This window comes from Dialister sp. i34-0019-2H8, from assembly GCF_042846925.1.
Taxonomy (GTDB): domain Bacteria; phylum Bacillota; class Negativicutes; order Veillonellales; family Dialisteraceae; genus Dialister.
This window is the reverse complement of record NZ_BAABYQ010000001.1, coordinates 1,475,814-1,496,761: the sequence shown is the minus strand read 5'-3', so window position 1 is coordinate 1,496,761 and position 20,948 is coordinate 1,475,814. Positions and strand designations below refer to the sequence as shown.

The 20,948-nt window shown below is 53.1% G+C and carries 16 protein-coding genes and 1 other annotated feature; of the genes, 15 read left to right on the top strand and 1 reads right to left on the bottom strand.

All coding sequences use genetic code 11. The features are described 5' to 3' along the window. The first annotated feature begins 70 nt into the window (after positions 1-70). From murB to ACGG9R_RS06345, 4 genes are all read left to right on the top strand, one after another. Entirely contained in the window at positions 71-979 is a 909-nt protein-coding gene (gene murB, locus ACGG9R_RS06360) for a UDP-N-acetylmuramate dehydrogenase (RefSeq protein WP_022106405.1), read from the top strand. A 689-nt stretch (positions 980-1,668) separates the two neighbouring features. Then, positions 1,669-2,505: a hypothetical protein gene (locus ACGG9R_RS06355; RefSeq protein WP_390152884.1), complete on the top strand. Its 837-nt coding sequence runs from the start codon at positions 1,669-1,671 to the stop codon at positions 2,503-2,505. Positions 2,506-2,692: 187 nt separating this feature from the next. Beyond that, the gene (locus ACGG9R_RS06350) at positions 2,693-3,283 is read left to right on the top strand and encodes a phosphoribosylanthranilate isomerase (RefSeq protein ID WP_390152881.1); all 591 of its coding nucleotides are present in this window, start codon (positions 2,693-2,695) and stop codon (positions 3,281-3,283) included. A gap of 232 nt (positions 3,284-3,515) precedes the next feature. Beyond that, positions 3,516-3,762 (top strand) — a binding site (T-box leader). 131 nt (positions 3,763-3,893) lie between these two features. Next, positions 3,894-5,180 carry an O-acetylhomoserine aminocarboxypropyltransferase/cysteine synthase family protein gene (locus ACGG9R_RS06345; protein WP_390152878.1) on the top strand — a complete coding sequence of 429 codons (1,287 nt, stop codon included), beginning with the start codon at positions 3,894-3,896 and terminating at the stop codon, positions 5,178-5,180. A 381-nt stretch (positions 5,181-5,561) separates the two neighbouring features. Here ACGG9R_RS06345 and ACGG9R_RS06340 read toward each other — a convergent pair whose 3' ends face one another. Continuing rightward, on the bottom strand, positions 5,562-6,035 hold the full coding sequence (locus ACGG9R_RS06340; protein WP_390152875.1) for a PaaI family thioesterase: 474 nt from the start codon (positions 6,033-6,035) through the stop codon (positions 5,562-5,564). Positions 6,036-6,880: 845 nt separating this feature from the next. Here ACGG9R_RS06340 and ACGG9R_RS06335 point away from each other — a divergent pair. The 11 genes from ACGG9R_RS06335 to trmFO all read left to right on the top strand — a co-directional run bounded on the left by ACGG9R_RS06335 (position 6,881) and on the right by trmFO (position 20,864). Next, positions 6,881-7,816 (top strand): glycosyltransferase family 2 protein, encoded by a 936-nt coding sequence (locus ACGG9R_RS06335; protein WP_390152872.1) that lies wholly within the window; start codon positions 6,881-6,883, stop codon positions 7,814-7,816. A 494-nt stretch (positions 7,817-8,310) separates the two neighbouring features. Then, positions 8,311-8,736, top strand: coding sequence for a GtrA family protein (locus ACGG9R_RS06330; RefSeq protein ID WP_390152869.1), 426 nt, complete (start codon positions 8,311-8,313; stop codon positions 8,734-8,736). A gap of 225 nt (positions 8,737-8,961) precedes the next feature. Next, on the top strand, positions 8,962-9,498 hold the full coding sequence (locus tag ACGG9R_RS06325; RefSeq protein WP_390152866.1) for a biotin transporter BioY: 537 nt from the start codon (positions 8,962-8,964) through the stop codon (positions 9,496-9,498). 276 nt (positions 9,499-9,774) lie between these two features. Continuing rightward, complete coding sequence (locus ACGG9R_RS06320) at positions 9,775-10,263, top strand: hypothetical protein (RefSeq protein ID WP_390152863.1); 489 nt, start codon at positions 9,775-9,777, stop codon at positions 10,261-10,263. Further along, complete coding sequence (locus ACGG9R_RS06315; protein WP_390152861.1) at positions 10,260-11,420, top strand: thiolase family protein; 1,161 nt, start codon at positions 10,260-10,262, stop codon at positions 11,418-11,420. Before ACGG9R_RS06320 ends, ACGG9R_RS06315 begins: the two co-directional genes overlap by 4 nt. Positions 11,421-11,745: 325 nt before the next feature. Beyond that, positions 11,746-13,089, top strand: a complete 1,344-nt coding sequence (locus ACGG9R_RS06310) for an AMP-binding protein (RefSeq protein ID WP_390152858.1) — start codon at positions 11,746-11,748, stop codon at positions 13,087-13,089. A gap of 189 nt (positions 13,090-13,278) precedes the next feature. Beyond that, positions 13,279-13,632, top strand: a complete 354-nt coding sequence (locus ACGG9R_RS06305; RefSeq protein WP_022105373.1) for a YraN family protein — start codon at positions 13,279-13,281, stop codon at positions 13,630-13,632. A 418-nt stretch (positions 13,633-14,050) separates the two neighbouring features. Further along, the gene (locus tag ACGG9R_RS06300; RefSeq protein ID WP_390152855.1) at positions 14,051-15,565 is read left to right on the top strand and encodes a YifB family Mg chelatase-like AAA ATPase; all 1,515 of its coding nucleotides are present in this window, start codon (positions 14,051-14,053) and stop codon (positions 15,563-15,565) included. 87 nt (positions 15,566-15,652) lie between these two features. Beyond that, complete coding sequence (dprA, locus tag ACGG9R_RS06295) at positions 15,653-16,744, top strand: DNA-processing protein DprA (RefSeq protein ID WP_390152852.1); 1,092 nt, start codon at positions 15,653-15,655, stop codon at positions 16,742-16,744. Between the two features lie 107 nt (positions 16,745-16,851). After that, positions 16,852-19,170 (top strand): type I DNA topoisomerase, encoded by a 2,319-nt coding sequence (gene topA, locus ACGG9R_RS06290; RefSeq protein WP_390152849.1) that lies wholly within the window; start codon positions 16,852-16,854, stop codon positions 19,168-19,170. Between the two features lie 392 nt (positions 19,171-19,562). After that, positions 19,563-20,864 (top strand): methylenetetrahydrofolate--tRNA-(uracil(54)-C(5))-methyltransferase (FADH(2)-oxidizing) TrmFO, encoded by a 1,302-nt coding sequence (trmFO, locus tag ACGG9R_RS06285; RefSeq protein WP_390152846.1) that lies wholly within the window; start codon positions 19,563-19,565, stop codon positions 20,862-20,864. The last annotated feature ends 84 nt before the right edge of the window (positions 20,865-20,948 follow it).

Genomic DNA, 20,948 nt, shown 5'->3' with positions numbered 1-20,948 from the left:
CCCATTGACGCGCTCCATGCGCATCCTTATAATAAATAAGATATGATTTTATAAGGGTAAGGAATCGGATATGAATAACGACTATGCAAGCATTTTCTCCGGCATTTTAAGAGAGAATCAGATAAAAACAAATGAACCCATGAAGCGTCATACCACCTTTGGCATCGGTGGGCCGGCGGATTGTTTTCTGATGCCGGAAACGACAGAAGAAGTGTGCCTCATCACAAAGCTCGCACACAAGCATGCGGTGCCGCTTTTCGTACTGGGCGGCGGGGCGAACCTGCTCGTCCGGGACAAAGGCATCCGAGGGGCGGTGGTATTCACCGGTCGTCTGCACCGCATGGAAAGAAAGGAGAATCTCCTGACGGTCGCGAGCGGAGTGCCTACGGCAGCTGCTGCAAGGAAAGCATTGGAGTATGGCCTCTCTGGAATGGAATTTGCCAGCGGCATTCCCGGCAGTATTGGCGGAGCTGCTTATATGAATGCGGGGGCCTATGGCGGAGAAATGGCGAAGATCATCGTTTCTGCTACCACCTGTGATGCGAAGGGGGATATCATTGTCCACTCCATCAAGGATATGGGCTATGGGTATCGCCACAGCCCCTTCATGCAGAACGGGGAAGTCATCCTTGATATCACGCTTTCGTTAAAGCCGGGCAATCAAAAGGACATCGAAGCGCTGATGAAGGATCTCAACCAGAGAAGAGCTACGAAGCAGCCTCTTGAAAAACGAAGCGCCGGATCCACCTTCAAGCGCCCCGATGGTCATTTTGTTGGACAGATGCTCGAAGAACTGGGGCTCAAAGGATTTTCGGTGGGCGATGCGCAGGTCAGCGAGAAACACGCCGGTTTCCTCATCAATAATGGCCGTGCCTCCTGCGAAGACATGCTCTCTCTCATCCATCAGGTGCAGCAGAAGGTCAAAGAGGCCTATGGCGTGGATCTGCATACCGAGGTTCAGATCGTAGGGGAAGAGTGAAAGAAGCCGAAAGGCTTCTTTTTTGTTTTGGGTGACTGGGGACTAGGGATGAGTAGCTAGGGAAGCACTGATTCAATCGTTGTCAAATTTCATTCTTGGATTTTTATACAGAGCGAGGAATCATCTGACGCGAATATCGAGCTATTTAAGGAAGATGATGACGAAGCTATGTATAAAAATCCATATGAAATCTGATTCTGCGATTTAATCAGTGTTTCCCTAAGGATTGGGGATTAGGAGTGACTGGTGGCTGGTGACTGGGATTCTCTGGCATCGTCATCCCGAGCGCAGCCGAGGGATCTTTACTGCACTGCGAGAATCATCGTGTATCCACCGAGGGAAAACGATGTCCTGGTGCTGCCTCACATCAGGCGATGAGCGTTTTGCAATAAAGTCCCTCGGCTACGGTCGAAATGACGTTGTGCACGAAGCGCTATCGAAACTCCGCGGCGCTTCTGATTTTTATGCGCCGCATCACCATTTCTCATTTCTAATTTCTCATTCGAACAGAGTTTTTGTACGCAATCAAGAGGCATCCCGTTCCGTGGGCTAACCCCGAACCCCGAACCCCGAACCCTGAACCCCGAACCCTGAACCTTGAACCTTGAACCTCTAACCTTTTCCCCATTTTCCTCATGACAAATTTCCCGTGAACATTTATACTAAAGAAAAACGAAAAGGAGAGCACTATGGAAGTTGTAGCTTTTTATGGACCGCCAGGCACAGGTAAGAGTGACCGTGCGCTGGTGATCGCCTATGAGAATCAATGCTCCTGCATCATTGATGATGGGATCCTGATCTATCACAACCGCATTGTCGCAGGGAAGTCAGCCAAGAGAGAAGAGAGCCGCTTGAAGGCGGTGCGCCGCGCGATTTTCTGGGATGAAGAGCAGAGAGAAGATGTGAAGAAGACGCTCCAGAAGATCCATCCGGACCGCATTCTGATCTTGGGAACGTCAGATCGTATGGTCGTGACGATCACGAAGGCACTGGATCTGCCGGAGCCCTGCAAGTATATCCGCATCGAGGATGTGGCGCGTCCTGAAGAAATGATGAAGGCGAGCGAAGCACGTCATAAGGAAGGGAAGCATGTCATTCCCGTTCCGACGATGGAGCTGAAGCCGTATTTCAAGGGGTACCTAGTCGATCCGCTGAAATTTTTCAGAAATCGGAAAAAGGAAGTGCCAAAGCGTTTCAGCGAGCAGAATGAACGCTCTGTCGTGCGTCCGGTCTTCAGTTACTATGGCAAGCTCTCCTTCTCTGACCGCGTCATCGCTTCGCTTGTCCGTTATGCGGTGAAGGGGATGAAGAAAGTCAGGATCACAGGCGTCAGCAGTGAGAAGAGTGAGAGTCAGCTGAATGGCCTCATTCTGGCACTTGACGTCTCCGTCCGCCCGGGAACGCCGCAGGAGATCAAATCGGTGATCCATACCATGCGTGACAGGATCCAGCGGGAGATCGAGCATACGACAGGCATGTCGCTCGAGACGATCCGTGTGAATGTGACAACAGGCGTGGCGAGGTAAGTGACTGGCGGTCGTGGATCAGGAACGATCATAGTCTGCCAATGGATCGGTGTTTTCCTCGCATCGTTATGTCAAACGCAGAGAAACTGTGAGAGTAAGAAAAATGAGAAACTGCATCACTTTGCCAGCCTTCGGGCATCATGCCTATGCATGACTCGGGGGGCTGATGATATCAAAGGAGGGTTCTATGACTCAGATCAAAATCTGTGGCTTCACAGATCCGAAGGAGGCCGCATTTGTTTCCTATCCTGATGTCTCATATATGGGGATGGTGCTTTTCTTCGAGAAGAGCAAACGGAACATTTCTCTTGAGACGGCAAAGGCCATCCTGCGTGCGGCAGATCCGCGCATCAAAAAGGTGGCGGTCGTGGTGTCTCCTTCGTCGGCACAGGCTGAGGAGATCGAGAAGGCAGGTTTCGACTATATGCAGGTGCACGGCGTGCTTGAAGCAGAGGTACTTTCCATGACCCGGCTTCCCATCATCCGTGCGTATAATGGCAAAGCAGAGGAAGAAGAGGATCCCCGCATCTGCGCTCATCTTTTTGACGCGGCAGAGCCTGGCAGCGGGAAGGCCTTCGACTGGAAGAGGCTCGCGGAAAAGAAACGCAAGAAGCCATGGTTTCTTGCGGGCGGCCTTACGGCAGAGAATGTAGGAAGGGCGATTTCCCTCATCCATCCTGACGTCGTCGACGTATCGTCGGGGGTGGAGTATACAGACAGGAAGGGGAAGGATCCGGAGAAGATAGCGGCGTTTATTCAGGCTGTCAAAGAAAGCTGATGCGGGATGCAGCGTGCCAAAGCTCCTGCGGGGAGCGGGACGGCATAGCTATAAAGTGCAGCAGAGCGTAGGAAGCATCCCTCTGCTGCCATGGGAGACATATTCTCCCTTCACGACCTGCGGGCTCCATTGGATCCTTAGATCCCGATCTCAAGCCCCACACCTTTCTCCCCATATTGAATAAAAAACTCTTGACACATATTCTCTGAGGGTGTATATTAGCTTCAACTTCATAAAGGCAGTGAAGAGAAGAGTACATGAAGGACGCTGGCAAAGAGAGCTCGGGCAGGTGAAAACGAGTACAGATGAATCCATGGAAGATGGCCTCTGAGCCTGGCATGCTGAATGATGAAGCAGCCCGGGAGCTCCCGTTATAGAGATAGGGTATCAAGGCAATAGCCGGCGTACCTGATAAGGTGTTCTGGAGCGATCCGGACATAAAATTGGGTGGTAACACGAATGACGATCTCGTCCCTTTGATAGGGACGAGATTTTTTTTATTGCCCATGCATTGCCACATTTACTATGAAGGAAGAAATAGTGATTGATAGTCCAGAGAGACGCTTTCCCGCGAGCTATCAACAGCCTTTTTTTACAGGAGGAATTCATCATGGCAGACGTAAAACATTATCATTTCGAAACTCTTCAGCAGCATGCAGGCCAGGTACCGGATCCGGTGACCGGCGCCAGAGCGGTTCCGATTTACCAGACCACTTCCTATGTATTTAAGGACGCGCAGCAGGCAGAAGACCGCTTCGCCCTGAAGGATGCCGGTTATATCTATAGTCGCCTGACGAATCCGACCCAGGATGTACTCGAAAAGAGACTGGCAGCTTTGGAAGGCGGCACGGCGGCTCTCGCCGTTGCTTCCGGGGCAGCTGCTGTCACCTATGCGATCCTGAACATTGCCGGTGCCGGGGATGAGATCGTTTCTGCCTCTACACTGTACGGCGGGACCTATGAGCTCTTCACCGATACCCTGCCGCAGCTCGGCATCACCACCCATTTCGTAAATCCGGATCATCCGGAAGAGATCGAAGCAGCGATCACCACAAAGACCAAGGCAGTCTATATCGAAACGCTGGGGAATCCGGCCATCAATATCCCGGACTTCGATGCCATCCGCGACATTGCTCACGCCCACGGCCTGCCAGTCATCATTGATAATACCTTCGCGACGCCTTATCTCTTCCGTCCACTGGAACATGGTCTGGATATCGTGGTGCACTCCACCACGAAATTCATCGGTGGCCACGGTACGACCTTGGGCGGCGCGATCGTAGAAAATGGCAAGTTCAACTGGAACCAGCCGGAAAGATACCCGCACTTCGCTTCTCCGGATGCTTCCTATCACGGCATCAACTTTGCGACTGACGTACCGGGCGCAGGCTTCGTGACCCGTATCCGTGCGAAGGTTCTCCGTGATACCGGTGCCTGCATTTCCCCAATCTCCTCCTGGTTCTTCATTCAGGGCCTCGAAACCCTGTCTCTTCGCGTAGAACGCCACGTCTACAATGCCACCAGAGTCGCAGAATTCCTCGAAAAGCACCCGAAGGTCGCTAAAGTCAACTATCCGGGTCTCGAATCTTCCCCGTACCACAAGCTGCAGCTGAAATACCTGCCAAAGGGTGCAGGCTCCATCTTCTCCATCGAACTCAAGGATGGCTTTGATGCAGCGAGAAAATTCATCGACAATCTTGAGATCTTCTCTAACCTGGCTAATGTCGGTGACTCCAAGTCTCTTGTCGTTCACCCGGCTTCCACGACCCACCAGCAGCTTTCCCCGGAAGCCCAGCAGGCAGCCGGCATCACCCCGGGCACCGTCCGCATCTCCGTAGGTATCGAAAACATCGATGACCTTCTCGCAGATCTCGAACAGGCGCTGGCGAAAATCTAAGGAAACACTGATTCTGTGATTTAATCAGCGTTTCCCCAAATCAACTAAAATCAAAAAAGACGTAGGATGCATGATTTTACGTCTTTTTTGCATGGGAAGATTTCATAAAAAAGACGGCGCTTTTGATTTTTGCGCCGTAAATAAGTTTGAAAGCAGGGATGAGGGATGAGTGGCTAGGGATTAGACTAGGAGACTGGGAGACATCAGATATCAGACGCCTGACATTAGACATCTGACTTCTATCCTCCGGCCTTCAGGCATCGCCTCATATATATTCGCGGCGAAGTCGCCACCTTCATTCCTAATTCCTCATTCGAGCAGAGCTTTCATTCACAATCAAGGAGCGGCACGTCCTAGTCCCTAGTCACCAGTCCCTAGTCACTAGTCACTATCTCGCCATTCCCTCGGGATTTCCGGGAAATGATCCACCACCATCATTGTCGCAAGGATATTGGCCATCAGGTGGTCCTCTTCATCGAACATATCCGCCTCGATGACGATTGTAGTGCGGCCATTGTGCGTGATGCGGCTTGTGACGCGGATCGTCTCTCCCGGCTTGGCAGTGCGGATGAAATTCATCGTCATGGCGACCGTCACGACAGAGGCACCGACGGTGGCCGAGGTGACGCCCGTGACCGAGTCGGCGAGCGCTACCAGTACGCCCCCATGCAGGCGCCCTCTGTGGTTGTTGTGCTTCAAAGGATCCGTCTTCAGGCTGACGGTCGCACTGCCGCAATGGATGTCCGTGATCTTTATATGGAAATAGTCACTCATGAAATGGTTTTTAGAATAAATGTCTAAAATGTGTGCGCGGATCTCTTCTGCCGTCTGTAATACCGATACGTCTTCGCTCATAGCAAGCCCTCTTTCGTTTTTCTCCTATCATACAGGGAATGGGGAAGGAAATCAAATGGGTTTGGGGGCAGGACTCAGGGGAGGATCAGCCCGTGGAACGGAGGGCTCATGATCCTGAGCGGGTAATGCTATTAAGTTAAGGAAACTGTTAGCGCCGTAATGACTTGCTTCCCCTTTCGGGGAAAGCAGCGAAGGCAATATGTGCAAGCGAACTGGATTTTTAGGAGCGAATCGACGTTAAAATCCAGTGAGACGCCATTTCGAGCGCAGCGAGATGGGGCATGCCAGCTGCCATCGAACAATGCCCAATATACAGTAGTGCTGCCCCCTCAGCCCTCCGGGCAGCTCCCCCGATGGGGAGCCAAGAACGTTCTGCCGCTTAGCTTAATAGCATTACCTGAGTGGGAGGGAAAGGTAGTATATCGGGAAAATTTTGCCTGAATCATGAGTACAAAGGCTAGGGATCTCAATCAGCGTTTTCTTAGCACAGGGACAGGCACGCTTACACTCCAAGCCTTAGAATGCGTGGCGTGGATTTCTAAACAACAAGCAATGCGCAAGAAACTGCTGGCCTTAGCTTTTCTAAATTTTAAACAATTCGGGAATCGGCTGGCACGGCCTGTTTCTATGGTGTACAATGGAGAAACCAATGGCAGGCGGATGACGTTATGTCCACAGGAGATCTGCTGTGTGGATCTTACGATCCTGCGAAGCGTAGCATGGCGCTCCGTTTGCACCTATAGAATCTGTTGAACTTCTTTTGTATCCAAGCAAAGGGCGGTACGCTCTTTGGGCTAAATCTGAAGCCTTGACCGAAAACTTATTTCATGAAAAGGAGATATCCCATGCCCCGTATCGCTGTTCTCATTCCCTGCTGGAATGAAGCCTTGACCATTGAGAAGGTAGTGACAGATTTCCGCGCGGTACTCCCGGAGGCGGATATCTATGTCTATGACAACAATTCCACCGATGGCACTGCAGAGATCGCGAAGCGCGCGGGGGCAATCGTCGTGCATGAATACCGTCAGGGGAAGGGCAATGTGATCCGCTCCATGTTTCGCGACATCGAGGCAGACTGCTATGTGATGACTGATGGCGATGACACCTACCCGGCCGAAGCGGCGCGGGAGATGGCGGAGCTTGTGCTCTCGGGGAGAGCCGACATGGTGATCGGTGATCGTCTCTCTTCGACATACTTTACGGAGAATAAGCGTCCTTTTCATAATTCCGGCAATGTGCTCGTCCGCCGTTTCATCAATCTGTTCTGGGGCAGGGGACGGGAGGAGATCCGAGACGTCATGACGGGCTATCGGGCTTTTTCGCCCCTATTTGTGAAAACGTTTCCGATCCTGTCAGAAGGGTTTGAGATCGAGACGGAAATGACGATCCACGCGCTGGATAAGAATCTGCTTCTCATGCAGGTGCCGGTATCCTATCGTGACCGTCCGGCGGGAAGTGTCAGCAAGCTTCATACCTTCCGAGATGGGGCGCGGGTGCTGAAAACGATCTTCATGCTGTACAAGGATTATCGCCCATTGCGGTTCTTCTTGGCGGCGGCACTCGTCCTCACACTCATTTCTCTCTCGCTCTTTCTACCTGTTTTTCATGAGTATCTCGCAACGGGCCTTGTCCCCAAGATGCCGACGCTCGTGACCTCCGGTTTCTTCATGGTGGCCGCCGTGATTTCCACAGGCATCGGTCTTGTGCTGGATACCGAGGTCAAGAATGCCAGAAAGAATCTGGAGATCCAGATGAATATGATTCGGATGTTAATGAAATAGGGGGGAGGGTCAGCCCCGTGGGTGTGCTGTCCCCTTGATTTTGGATGAAAGCCTCGCATGAATGAAAAAGTAGAAATGAGAAATGCGAAATGGTGGTGCGGCGCATTTCGTCATCCTGAGCGGAGAAAAACGTCGTATGTTAGCAAATGGCTTATCTGAAACAGGAGAACTGAGTCGAAGGATCTAAGCGCCGCGATGTATAAATGGGGCGATGCCCGAAAGTCGCATTTAAGCCACTGGTGACTAGTCACTAGTCCCGAATCCCTACTTTCACACATGCATCGTTTATCGGACTGCAAGAAAGATTTCTCGCTTCGCTCGAAATGACGATATGAGAGAGTCTGGTATCTTCCAGTCACAAGTCACTAGCCACTCGAGGTTCCTAATCCCTAATCCCTAGCCACGAATCCCCAGTCACTCGCAATCCTTAGGGAAACGCTGATTCTGCGATTGAATCAGTGTTTCCCTAGCTGCTATTTCCAAAGGAACATATTATGCCTACATTTTTAGCGTCTCTTATTTTGAAGATCTTCCCTTCCATGGATCGTTTTTGGGAAGTTTTTCGTTTCCTCGCTGTCGGGGGCGGATGCTTCCTCTTAGAGTATGTCCTGCTTTTTACATTGACGGAGTACGGCGGTCTTCTGCCGCTGGTTTCCGCACCGATCGCTTTTACGATCTCACTCATTGTGAATTACATCCTCTGTGTCTATGTGGTCTTTCATGCAGAGACTCAGAGTACGAAACAGATGGTGCTCTTTATTGTGACGTCTCTCATGGGGCTGGGGCTGAATCAGCTTGTCATGTGGTGCTGCATCGACCTTCTTGGGATATGGTATATGTTTTCGAAGGTCGTGGCTTCTGCGATCGTGATGATTTGGAATTATTTCACAAAGCGCTTCATCCTGCACGGACATGGTTAAAAAGATAGGCGTTGCAGGGAAATCCATATGCGTCATTTCTATCGTTAACCGTTTGTCAACTGATGAATAAAGTGAGTTGACAAACGGTTTTTCTCACTTTATAATAAGCACATCAAATATAGTTGGCAGGGATTGGGAGTGACTAGTGGCTGGTGACTGGTAGGAAAACTTTGCACCTTACACCTTCGGTTTCTTGTCTCGGCCAATTTCTAGGAGGTCATATCCATGAATACAAATCATTCGATCCGCATGCAGGTCCTGTGTGCGTTATTCGCTGCGGTGTGCGCGGTGTGCTCGCAGCTGACCATTCCGATCCAGCCCGTGCCGATCACGCTCGGGACGTTCGGCGTGCTGATGGCTGGTGGTTTTCTCGGGAAGCGCTATGGGCTTCTCGCTCTTTTGATCTATCTCATTCTGGGGGCAGCCGGTGTGCCGGTCTTTTCGATGATGCGTGCGGGGATCTCTGTCCTGGCAGGGCCTTCGGGCGGATTCATCCTTGGTTTTGCGCCGATGGCTTTCGTGGTGGGACTGGTATCCGAAAAGCTGGGACATACCTTCAAGCCTATGCTCGCTGCGACATTGGCTGGTACGGCAGTCTGCTACGTGATGGGGATCAGCTGGTTCATGTTCCTCACCGGTACAGGCATGTGGTCAGCGATGGTGATGTGCATGTTCCCCTTCCTGCCCGGTGATCTGGCTAAGATCATCCTCGCCTCTTTCCTGGTGGCAAAGTATAGAAAGACACTGATCGAGAGAGATTAGGGAAACGCTGATTCAATCGCAGAGTCAGATTCTACAAGAATTTTTATACATAGCTTCGTCATAGCCTTCCTTAAATAGCTCGCTATTCGCGTCAGGCTATTCCTCGCTATGCATAAAAATTCAAGAGTATAATCTGACAACGATTGAATCAGTGTTTCCCTAGGAAACGGGTTGGAGCTGGATCAGCGTTTCCCGGTTGTTTTATATGATGTAAAAGCTGTGATGGCCCAGGCTGTCACAGCTTTTTTCGGAGGCTGTATGGAAGAACAAATGCGAATGCTATGCTCAGTATGGAAAGACGCATGGCAGGGGATGGTGATGGCAGAGATCTTCTGGAAAGAAGGCACGCCGAAGGCATCCTGCGGGGTACATGTCAAGGAGGGACGGCTCATCCGCCTTTCGGCATGTACGGACGGCGGGGAGCTTTCTATGGTGCTCCTTCCTTTCCATGCGGGGAAATGTCCGCAGAAGGGACGGGAGGGAGAGCCGTGGCGGCTGTTTACCGCTGAGGAGGTCCATCACTTCAGCGATGCCTTGGGCGATCATAATGCGATCCATCAGGGATCGCAGCCGATCGTGAGTGGTTTTCAGCTGCTCTTGTCGCTCGTTGCCATGTATCCCGGGAAAGCGATCCGGCTTCGTTTCCATCATCCTGTCAGGGCAGGGGAGATGGTATACTTGAAGAAAGAGGGGGATCAGCTTCTCGGGTATACGGATACATTGTGCTTTGCCGGAGAATGCCAGCGGAAAGGAAGCAGGGAATGAGAGATCGGGTGTATCTTCTGGGCGGGCTGCGCAGCCATATCGGTATACGATATGGCATCTTTAAGACGGTGCGGCCTGAGGTGCTGGGCGGAGAAATTCTTCACAGGGTGTGGTCGAAGTACGGGAAGTCAGCACTCCCTGATCTGGTGCTTTGCGGGAATGCGGTGGGACCAGGCGGAAATATCGGACGCCTCACGGTACTCGAGGCGGGTCTTCCGGAAGAGGTCCCCGCTATGACGCTGGATCTCCAGTGCGCTTCTGCTTTGGCAGCGATCGACCTCTCTGCAGCAAAGATCGCCTCCGGGATGGCGGACTTCATCCTTGCAGGCGGCACCGAGAGTGCTTCGCTCGCACCGCGCCGCATCTATCAGGAATGGGATGAACGAAGCCGAAAGAGAGAGCCTGAATTCACGGCGGCACAGTTCCGGCCGGGGGAATTTAGTGATGATGCGATGCTTCTGGGCGCGGAGCGCGCGGCGAAGAAAGCAGGGATTTCCAAAGAAGAAGCGGACGAGGCAGCCCTTCTTAGCCACAAGCGGGCGAGCCGCGTAGAGAAGGAAGGCTGCCTCGCGCCGTATATCGTGCCTCTCTTTGGCAGTACAAGGGATGAGGCCATCCGTCCAAGGATGAGCGAACGACTGCTGGCAAGAGCGCCGCATGTGACGAATGTGCCGGATGGGATACTCACGGCGGCGAATGCTTGCACGATGAATGATGGGGCGGCTTTTGTGGCACTCGCTTCCGATGACTGGGTGAAGGCACACGGTGCGCATCCGATGGCGGAGATCAAGGCGGTGCGCACGTCCGGCGGCGATCCAGCTTGCTCGCCTCTCATGGCAGATCAGGCGGTCTCTCAGTTGTTATCTCGGGAGGGGCTTTCCTATGAAGATATCGATGCCTTCGAGTACAATGAAGCCTTCGCGGTCATCAGTGCCGATTTCATGGGGCGTCATCCGTCCGTGAAGGATCGGCTGAACTGCTTCGGTGGTGCTTTGGCTTACGGACATCCCTATGGGGCATCCGGGGCGGAGATCATGATTCATTTGATGGCGATCCTCAAGCAGAAAAACGGGCGCTATGGTGTCGCCGCGATCCCGGCTGCGGGTGGCGTCGCCGAAGCGATACTGATAGAAAATAAGATGGGAAGAGACGCATAATGGTTTCAGGGGTCGTGCCGTCCCTTGACTACGTTTGAAAGCCTCGCGCTCTCTAGTTAGGAGTTAGGAGTTAGGAGTGGTGGTGCGGCGCATAAAAATATAGAAGCGCCGCAGAATTTTGATAGCGCTTCGCGTTGTCGTTATCTCGAGCGTAGCCGAGAGATCTTCCTTGCAGAACGGTCAGTATACCAATTGCGCTATTTCAATCACCGCTTGTTTCTAATCCCTAGTCCCTAATCCCTAGCCACACATCCCTCATATCTGCTTTCAAATTTCAGAAATCCCAATGTATCAGATTTCATATCATGAACAGGAAGAAAAGACTATGCATTTATATGAGGATTTAAAACGCTGGGCTGAGAAGTCCCCTCGGAAGATCTTTCTCTTATGGAGGGGAGAGGCACTGTCATATAGTGAGGCGTACTCGCGCGTCTGTGCGATCGCAGCGTCTCTATCTCCGTGGCAGGGAGAGGTGCTGGGACTGCGCCTTTCAGATCCTCCCTCGCAGGTGCTCTATTTCCTTGGCGCGATGATGGCGGGGGTCGTGCCTGTGCTGCTTCACGAATACCTGAAGGAGGAGGACATCGCCGCGCTTCTCAGGGAGCGTCCGATCGGAGGCCTTCTTTCGGATACCTGCTTTGACGGGCTGAAGATGCAGCCGGCGGGAGAGCTCTGGCAGATGACCGGCAAAGAGACGGGGGCCGACGCCGACTTTGGTGTACTGACCTCGGGGACGAGCGGCCTTGCCAAGGTGCTCTTCCGAAAAGAAGCGAGCTGGCGGGATTTTTTCCCAGTGCAGAACGATATTTTTCACATCGATAGGCATGCGGTGCTTTATCTGTCCGGTTCGATGGCTTTCACAGGAAATCTGAACATGCTGATGGCCTTCCTTTATGCAGGAGGGACGATCGCGGGGACGGAGGCTGTACAGCCAAAGACATGGATGAAAGACATCGGAGAGACGCAGGCGACGCATGTCTATATGATCCCCTCGAAGCTCTCCGCCCTTTGCCGCGTCAGAGGGAAAGCCCCGTCCGTCACGCATATTCTGACAGGTTCGCAGCTCATGACGAAGCGGATCCTGGATGCGCTTACCCGGCATTTCCCGATGAGCCGTACCATCCTTTACTATGGTGCGTCCGAGCTAAGCTATGTGAGCTATATCGAAGGGAAGGATATCCTGACCCATCCGAGCGCGGTGGGACGGCCGTTTCCGGGGATCTCGATCTCCATCAGGGACGAAGAGATCTACGTCGATACGCCGTTTGCTGTCGAAGGGGCAGGCAGACCTCTTACCTGTCATGATATGGGCCGCGTCGATGAAGAGGGGATGCTCTACTTCCTCGGCCGTAGAGAGGATCAGTATCACATCAAGGGAAATCATGTGAGTCGCCAAAAGGTGCTCTCCCATCTTCTGATGCTGCCCGGCGTAGAGGAGGCTGAGGTCATCGGAGAAAAGCAGGCGAATGGGGATGACCGCCTGATCGCCTTTCTGTCCGGTCAGGTGCCTGCGTCGGATGCTCGACTTATGAGCTTTCTTGCGGGAAAGCTTCATGCTTGGGAGATCCCGCACCGTATCCTTCGCGTGGCATCTATCCCGAAAACATCTACAGGGAAGACGGATCGGAAACGGCTTCTTGCGATGGCGGAAGCAGTTTTTGAGGGATGAGGAAAGTAATAGCAGAACATGTCTCTGCTATTACTTTTTTTCATGAGAAAGTCATTATTGATACCGTTTGCATATAGCGACGTTCTTTCATTGACGAAACGGCGGGGAGGATAGAGAATAGAGTAAAGAATGGTCTTGTTCACCGGGACTAGGCAGGCGGAAAGCGCCATATAGCCAAGGAGATATACTATGCAGACGACCCGCTTTGGCCGCGATGGAGAAACGGCGGCAGAAAAATATCTGGAAGGGAAGGGTTATCACTTTCTCGCGCGTAATTTCAAGCGTACGCATGGGGAGATCGACCTCATCATGGAAGATGGAGAGACGCTGGTATTCATCGAGGTCAAGAGCCGCACAAACCGTCGCTATGGAGAACCGAAGGAAGCGGTGACGCCCTTCAAGCAGCAGCACATCCGCTATACAGCGAAAGCCTTCGCGTGTAGCCGCCATATAGAAGGCCGGCGCATCCGTTTCGACGTTGTCGAAGTCATGCAGATGGCGGATGGGACTGTGAAGTTTCATCATATCAGGAATGCGTTTTGAAAGTGGGGATGAGGAGCGACTGGGGACTAGAAGACATCAGACTCCCGTATCGTCATTTCGAGCGAAGCGAGAAATCTTCCTTGCAGATCGGTAAACGATGTATGTATGAAAGCAGGGATGCGTGGCTAGTGACTAGTGACTGGTGGCTAGGAATTAGTAGCTAGGGATTAGGTTTGCGATACGAGAAAACCGCTAGTTTCAAACCTCCGCGTCGCTTAGTTCCTTCGACTCAGTTCTCCTGTTTCAGATAAGCCATTTGCTAACATACGACGTTTTTTTCCGCTCAGGATGACGAAATGCGCCGCACCACCATTTCTCATTTCTCATTCAAGCGAGGCTTTCAAATGTAATCAAAGGGCACCATGCCGGGGCTAACCCTGAACCCTACATCATTTCCCTTCTCAAAGGAGGATATCCTATGTATGCACAAGTATTGGGCTCGACCACGTTCGGTCTGAATGGTCATGTGATCGGCGTCGAAGTCGACATCAATAAGAATTTTCCCTCCTTTGACATCGTGGGACTTCCGACAACGGCGGTCAAAGAGTCGAAGGAGCGCGTACACTCTGCCATCCGGAACTCCGGCTATCACTTTCCTGTCGACAAAGTGACGGTGAATCTGGCTCCGGCAGACCTCAAAAAAGATGGCTCCGGACTGGATCTTCCGATCGCTGTCGGCCTTCTGGCTGCGAGCGGCGATGTCGCCAAAGAAGCACTCGAAGGGATCATGTTCATCGGAGAGCTATCGCTCAAGGGAGAGATCCGCCCGGTCCCCGGCATTCTCTCCATGGTGCTTGCCGGACGGGAAGCGGGGATCTCCAAATTTGTCATGGCCGAAGAGGTGACCGGTGAAGCACTTCTCTGTGAGAACATCACGGTCTATGGGCCGAAGACATTCCGGGATCTGGTGGAATTTCTCTGCGGCCGCCAGGAGATGGCACCGGCAGAACGCCACGAGACGCGCCGCGAAGTGATGAGTGATGTAGACTATGCAGAGGTGCAGGGACAGATCCTTGCCAAGAAGGCGATGGAGATCGCAGCTGCCGGAGCGCACAATGTACTGATGACCGGGCCGCCGGGCTCCGGGAAAACCATGCTGGCCCGCCGCATCACGACCATCCTGCCTCCGATGACGCGGGAAGAAGCGCTCGAAGTGACGAAGATCTACAGCGTTGCCGGCCTCTATAAAGCGGAAGATATCATGCGGGAGCGCCCGTTTAGAAGTCCGCATCATACGATCTCCATGGCGGGGCTCATCGGCGGCGGCAGTATCCCCAGACCGGGGGAAGTGACCTTGGCCCACCGCGGCGTACTTTTCCTGGACGAGCTGCCGGAATTTCCAAGAACGGTGCTGGAAGTCCTGCGCCAGCCTCTGGAAGACAGAGAAGTACATATTTCCCGTGTGAATGCAGCCTTCACCTATCCGGCGGATTTTATCTTGATAGCGGCGATGAATCCATGTCCCTGCGGATACCTTGGAGATCCGCAGCGGGAATGTACCTGCACGGATGGAGAGATCCGCCGTTACGGACAGAAGATTTCTGGGCCGCTTCTCGACCGCATCGACCTGCATGTCTCTGTGATGCGCCCGAAATACAGTGAGCTCACCGCGACCATTCAGGGCGAGCCTTCCTGTGATATCGCAAAGCGTGTCGCCGAGGCGCGGGCTGTGCAGGCGGAGCGTCTCTCACGCTGGCATATGCAGAGCAATGCACAGATGGGGCATCGCCAGCTGAAGGAGACTTGTCAGCTCGACGCAGAGGGGACAGAAATGCTACGTGTCGTCTTCGAAAAGCTACACCTTTCGGCCAGAAGCTATGACCGCATTATTAAAGTTGCACGGACGATCGCTGACCTCGCGGGTTCCGACCAGATCCGCCCCGAGCATGTCGCCGAAGCGATCAGTTTCAGAAATATGATCAATGGAAAGTGACCAGGGATCGAAGTGGCACCTTGCCATATCTCTTTTTGTCAGTTCTGACCCTGGATCTCTGATCTGCTTATATATAAGGAGCATCCCATGGATATCTATGCTGCTGCCCTTCCGGGCTGTCCGCGGCTGGGCGCGAAGCACATGCGGGCTTTGATGGACTATTTTGAGACGGCGGAAGATGTATGGAAAGCATCGGCGGAGGCTGTCGAAAAGTCACACATCTTGACAGGAAAGACACTGGCTGCCTTTCTGGCTTACCGAAATGAGACAAACCTTGAGCAGATCGAAGAGAAGCTCTACCGGCTTGATATCCGCTGCTCTACCTTTGAGGACAGTGACTATCCGCCGCTTTTGTCTGCGACGGCGAATCCGCCGGCAGTTCTGTTTTATCGCGGGGCGCTGCCCTGCTTTGAACGGACGATCGCTATCGTCGGATCGCGAAAAGCGACGGCATATGGGATCGAGACGGCACATGAACTTGCCAGAGGGCTCTCCGCTCACGGCATCACGGTCGTTTCCGGCGGAGCACGAGGGATCGATAGCGCATCGCATACGGGTGCGATGGAAGGCGGATCGCCGACCGTGGTTGTGCTGGCGTGCGGTCTGGACCGCGTATATCCACCGGAGAATCGCCATCTGTTCCATCAGGTGATAGAGAGCGGCGGGACACTGGTCTCCGAATACCCGCCCGGTACGCCGCCGCTTGGCCGCCAGTTTCCTGCGAGAAACCGCATCATCGCAGGGATGAGCCGCGGGATACTCGTCGTGGAGGCGGCTGAACGGAGCGGCTCGCTCATTACGTCTGACTTTGCTTTGGAGGAAGGGCGCGATGTATTCTCTGTCCCGGGGAGTATCTGGCTGCCTTCCTGCAAGGGGACGAATCAGCTCATCCGAAACGGAGCCATCTGCTGTACATCGGCAGATGACATCCTCTCGGAGTATGGCTGGAAGGAAGAAGAAAATAAAAAATCTGAAAAAGGTTTCCTTGAGCAGTTGACATTGGAGGAAGAATTGGTGTATCGTTTCTGCTGTACAGAAAATGAAGTGACATCAGAGGAGATCCTGCAGCAGTCCGGCCTGTCTGTGGTAAAATTGACCATGCTGCTGCTCCAGCTTCAGCTGAAAGGATACATCAGAGAGGTCGGCTCGGGGCGATACATCGTGACGAGAAAAGACTAAGGGGAGGGATCCTTCGATGTGATCGGTGCTTTTCTAAGAAAAGGCAGGAGAGAGTCTGATCCCATCTGCGTTTATTCCATACAACAAACCATTTCAGGAGGAATGAAGTGCCTATTACCAGAACGATAACGATCGAAAAGAAAAAGACCCGCCGCACACGGCAGGTCGCATTTAAAAGAAAGCCGAATCCCAAGGGCAAGCACCTGGTCGTGGTGGAATCCCCGGCCAAGGCGAAGACCATCGAGCGCATCTTAGGACCGGACTACAAAGTCATGGCGTCCATGGGACACCTGCGTGATCTTCCCAAGCGTACCATGGGGGTCGATATAGAGAATGGCTTTACGCCGGAGTACGTCAATTCGACGGATCGGGCGAATGTCATCAAGGATCTGCAGAAAGCGGCGAACCAGTGCTGCGATATCCTTCTGGCAACGGACCCTGATCGCGAAGGCGAAGCGATCTCCTGGCATTTGTCGAAGCTTCTGGATGTGAATCCGGAAGACAAGGTGCGTATTGCTTTCCATGAGATCACGCCGCCAGCGATCCGTGAAGCGATCAAGGATCCGGAGCCGATCGATCTTGACCGTGTCGATGCCCAGCAGGCGCGCCGTGTCCTCGACCGTCTGGTGGGCTATAAGCTCTCGCCATGGCTGTGGCGGCAGGTCTACCGTGGCCTTTCCGCAGGCCGCGTGCAGTCGGTCGCGACCCGCCTTATCTGCGAAAGAGAAGAGGAGATCCGTGCTTTTGTCCCTGTCGAATACTGGTCGATCGAAGCCATGTACAAGACGGAAAAAAAGGAGTCCTTCAAAGCGAAGCTGACCCAGATCGACGGGAAGGATGCGGAACTCCACAATGGGGAGGAGACGGATACCGCGGTCAAAGGGATCGAGGGGAAAGAGGCTGAAGTCACCGCTGTCACGAAGTCCAGAAAGCAGCGCAAGACAAAGCCACCCTACACCACCTCCACCATGCAGCAGGATGCAGTCAATAAGCTGAATTTCAGCTCGAAGAAAACGATGATGCTCGCGCAGAACCTGTATGAAGGCGTAGAGATCCCAGGACATGGCCACGTGGGGCTCATCACGTACATGCGTACCGACTCTACCCGTATTTCTGATGAAATGATCAAGCAGGTGCGTCCGTATATTTCCGAGACCTATGGGGAAGACTACCTGCCGGCGAAGCCGAACGTTTTCAGCAAGTCGAAGGAAGCGCAGGATGCCCACGAAGCCATCCGCCCGACCAGCCTTTCCTTCCCGCCGTCTGCTCTCACGGGCATACTTTCACGCGACCAGCTCCGTCTCTATACCCTGATCTGGAATCGGTTCATCGCTTCCCAGATGGCACCGCAGATCCAGCAGAGCACAAGTGCGACGCTCCAGTGCGGTATCTATACCCTGAAAGCGACGGGCGTGCATGTCCTCTTCGACGGCTTTACCATCATGCAGCAGTCAAAAAAGAAGGACAGCGAGGAAAGTGATTTCCTGCCTCCGCTCAAAAAAGGCGATATCGTCAAAAACACCAAGGTCAATGGCGAGCAGCATTTCACCGCGCCGCCGCCAAGATATACAGAAGCGAGCCTCATCAAGACACTCGAAGAAAAAGGCATCGGCCGTCCGTCCACCTATGCGCCGATCCTGGATACCATCCAGAAGAGACGCTATGTGACGAAGGAAAATAAACAATTCGTTCCGACAGAAGTCGGATTCAAAGTGACGGAGCTTTTGAAGAAATATTTCGAAGGCATCATCAATGTCGACTTCACGGCGAATCTGGAAAACTGGCTCGATAAGATCGCGGAAGGCAAAGCCACCTATAAAAAGGTCATGACAGACTTCTACAAAGTCTTTGCGGCCGAGCTTGAGTCAGCGAATGTAGAAGCAGAAAAGGATAAGAAGGAGAATCAGGAGGTTTCTGATGTCACCTGTGAGAAATGCGGTGCAAAGATGATCGTGAAAATGGGCCGCTATGGGAAATATCTTGCCTGCCCGAATTATCCGAACTGCAAGAACATCAAGCCGTACAGCCTTGCCGAAGGGCCGGAAGAGGTGTCGGATGTGAAATGCGATGCCTGCGGTACGCTCATGGTCTACCGCACAGGACCCTATGGACGTTATCTGAAATGTCCGTCCTGCGGCGCGAATAAAGCCATCGTGATCGACACGGGCATCGTCTGTCCGAAGTGCCATGAAGGGCATATGGTGCAGCGCAGAAGCCATCGCGGCCGCATTTTCTACGGATGCAGCCGCTACCCGAAGTGTGATATGGCGCTCTGGAATGAGCCGATCAACCAGTTCTGTGAGACTTGCGGAGCCATCATGACGAAGAAAACCTATAAAACGGGCAAGGAGGTCATTTCCTGCTCGAATCCTGACTGTCCGACCCATCCGAAGCGGAAAACAAGAGCAAAGAAAGAGGAGAAGTGACTAGGGATTAGGAGCCGCAAGTGATTGGTGACTGGGAGATACCAGACTCTCTCGTATCGTCATTTCGAGCGAAGCGAGAAATCTTTCTTGCAGACCGATAAACGATGCATGTGTGAAAGCAGGGATGAGTGACTAGTGACTAGAAATTAGTAGCTAGGGATTAGGGGTTAGGAGTGACTAGTGGCTAGTGACTGGTGACTGGAATGCCTTTTTCGGACATTGCTCAATTTATACTCCGCGGCGCTCTATTTTTTGCGCCGCACAACCACTCCTCACTCCTCACTCCTAACTTCTAACTAGAGAGCGCGAGGCTTTCAAACGTAATGAAGGGGGCACACGCTCGCAGACTAACCCCGAACCCTGAACCCTATAACCTTACAAAGGAGACAAATATGACAGACCATATCACCGTAGTCGGTGCGGGCCTTGCCGGAAGTGAAGCGGCCTGGCAGCTCGCGGAGATGGGCATCCCGGTGACACTCATCGAGATGCGTCCCACCAAGCAGACACCGGCGCACCATACATCCTATTTTGCTGAGCTTGTCTGCAGCAATTCCCTTCGGGCAGCGGCGATGACGAATGCCGTCGGCCTCCTGAAGGAAGAAATGAGACGCCTCCACTCCCTTATCATGGATGCCGCGGACACACACAGCGTCCCCGCGGGCGGGGCTCTTGCGGTCGACCGCATGGGCTATGCGAAAGCCGTGACGGAGAAGGTGAAGGATCACCCGCTGATCTCCGTCGTGGAAGAAGAGGTGACGGAGCTTCCGAAGGACGGTATCACCATCATCGCGACGGGGCCGCTGACAGAAGGCGCTCTGGCGGAGTCCATCGAAGCCTTCTGCGGCGGGGAAGGCTTTCATTTCTATGATGCGGCGGCGCCCATCGTGACGAAGGAGTCGCTCGATATGGACGTCGTGTACCGCATGTCCCGCTACAACAAGGGCGAAGCGGCGTACCTGAACTGCCCAATGAATGAGCAAGAGTACAAGGCCTTCCGTGAAGCGCTCTGCGAAGCAGAGATGGCGCCGGTACATGGCTTTGAAAATAAAAAAGTCTTCGAAGGCTGCATGCCGATCGAAGTCATGGCAGCGCGCGGGGAAGATACGATGCGCTTCGGCCCGATGAAGCCGGTGGGACTGCCAGATCCGCGCACAGGGAAGGATCCCTATGCGGTGGTTCAGCTCCGCCAGGATAATGAGGAAGACAGCATGTACAATATCGTCGGCTTCCAGACGCATCTCAAGTGGGGGGAGCAGAAGCGTGTCTTTGGTATGATCCCCGGTCTTTCTCATGCGGAATTCATCCGTTATGGTGTGATGCATAGAAATACGTACATTGATTCGCCTGATCTTTTAGATGCTACGATGGAGAGCCGAAAGCAGAGAGGTCTTTTCTTTGCCGGGCAGATGACAGGCGTCGAAGGATATGTCGAGTCTGCCGCATCCGGTATCGTGGCAGCGTATGCGGCGGCAGCCCGTTTCCATGGAAGGGAGCCGAAGGCATTTCCGAGAGAAACGGCGATCGGTGCGCTCTGTCACTATATTTCCCATTTCGAGGGGAAAAATTTCCAACCGATGAATGTGAATTTCGGCCTCATCCCGCCGCTTGAAAAGAGAGTGCCGAAAAAGGAAAAGAACCAGAAGCTTGCAGAGCGTGCGCTTGCGGCGCTGGATGATTTTCTTGCCCGATAGTTTTTGAGATCCCGCTTTTTACAGGCGGGATTTTTATGCTATTTAAGGAGGGGTAGCACACCTCATGATTACGTTTGAAAGCCT